3 protein-coding genes are annotated in these 1,536 nt (G+C 63.2%); all 3 read left to right on the top strand.

The annotated features are described in order from the left end of the window. Positions 1-360 (top strand): hypothetical protein (locus J7367_RS22170; RefSeq protein ID WP_244672372.1); only part of this gene is annotated, 360 nt, incomplete at its 5' end. Continuing rightward, a complete protein-coding gene (locus J7367_RS22165) occupies positions 357-773 on the top strand; it encodes a SymE family type I addiction module toxin (protein ID WP_057664384.1) in 417 nt (138 codons plus the stop codon). The genes J7367_RS22170 and J7367_RS22165, both read left to right, overlap by 4 nt. Positions 774-1,110: 337 nt before the next feature. Further along, a complete protein-coding gene (locus J7367_RS22440) occupies positions 1,111-1,518 on the top strand; it encodes a hypothetical protein (protein WP_228909203.1) in 408 nt (135 codons plus the stop codon). Positions 1,519-1,536 lie beyond the last annotated feature (18 nt).

Here is a 1,536-nt window from a genome sequence, read left to right as displayed (position 1 = left end):
GTTGTTCAGACCTTCCTTAGCGGTTTCGAACCTCCCGACATCCCGTCGCCGTTGGCGGCGGTTCTTGGGTTGTTCCAGGAGGGCGTTGCCATGTCTACCGGACCATCTGCGCCGGCATTTGCGTCGATTGATCTGATGCCAGCTTCCGCTCACCGCCTGCGGTGGGATGTGCGTGAGGTGCTGCACCGGCTCGTCGCACGCGCGGCTGTTGAGCGAGCGATCCACGATCCCGCGCATTCGCTGAGTCGCCAGCTCGCTGTGTTGCCGCACACCTTGCGCTGCCTGTCCGCGTGCGCTGACGTGATCTTGCAGTGCTGCGCCGCCTCACGCATCACCCATCATCATGCGGACGCGTCATGACACGCCGTCGCCCACCCACGGCATCTGCCACCGCACAGTCCAGTAGCAAGCGTGCAGGCCCTGCGGCGACCAAGCGAGTGCAGTGGAACTACGTTGAGCCCGACCGCACCAAGCTGCCACCCATGCTGCCGCCCGACCCGGACGCGAACCCGCAAGGCCCCGGCACGCTACCGGCACCCCGACGCGCCCGTCGCCCGCGCCAATGCACCGTCAGCTACACCCATTACCCCGGCGCCTACGACCATGGTGGCGACCAGCACGTGCCACACGTCCGCCTCAGCGGCCTATGGCTGGAACAACTGGGCTTTGCCATTGGCACCAAGCTGCGCATCACCGCCAGCGCGGGGCAGCTGCTGATGGAGGTGTTGCCGCCGGTGGAGGTGCCTGCAAAGCAACTTAGGGCGCGTCGGTGAGCGCTACCCGCCGTATTCAGGTGAATTCTGTTCGCCGCTAGCCGATGTTGCACAGGCAGGGCCTCGTGAGGTGATTGCTGCCGCCGCCTGATCAGTGGGCATGTACGTGTTACTTTTCAGCGACGCTCTTAGCGCAGGATCAGAGATGGCCCTTCACCCTGGGAAATCCCATGGACGGCAAGTTAACCAGGGACGCATCGCGCTCCCTCGGGCAGCGTTGTTGTCAATTGCGTTGCTGGCACTCTGCACCTTTCATGCGGGATGTGCCCCCAGCACTCCACGCGATCAGTCAGCCGTAGCGGCTGCAAAGCCCTCCGTTGAAACCAGGAGCAAAGACGTGACGGAACGCCTCAAGCAAGACGTCGATCGGTTGATCGCCACTGACTTCCAGGATGTCGCAGCACTTAACGCTCAGCTTCAAACGCAGTTCGGCCCCGGCGAGCAGCAAGACGCGATGGTGGTGCGGCGGGGTGAAGGTGGTGCGCTCGCCGGTACCGCGTTAAAGCGCATTGAGCTTCGCAGCACTCGGGATGCGCCCGCGCATGCGACGCTTGTACTCGACTTTTCGTCGCCTGGCCCGAAGTTCGAGGGTATGCCTTCGCCAGATGCGTCTCTCTATCCACCGCGCCCAGATGCTAGCGGCTCCCGCGCCTATTGGTCGATGCAGACGGAAACGGCAACTGTCATCTTTGGGCTGAGCGAAGATCAGTCCAGCTTAAGCTACGTCACAATCAGCAAGAAGTAGGGGTAATCCCCCCGCCCA

Origin of the sequence: Xanthomonas sp. D-36-1, from assembly GCF_017746155.1 — a bacterium.
GTDB lineage: Bacteria > Pseudomonadota > Gammaproteobacteria > Xanthomonadales > Xanthomonadaceae > Xanthomonas > Xanthomonas cissicola.
This window is presented reverse-complemented; position numbering and strand designations above follow the sequence as displayed.

Excerpts from the sequence above, each read along its gene's own strand:
- J7367_RS22165 (WP_057664384.1), top strand. The coding sequence starts at position 357 with ATGACACGCCGTCGCCCACCCACGGCATCTGCCACCGCACAGTCCAGT.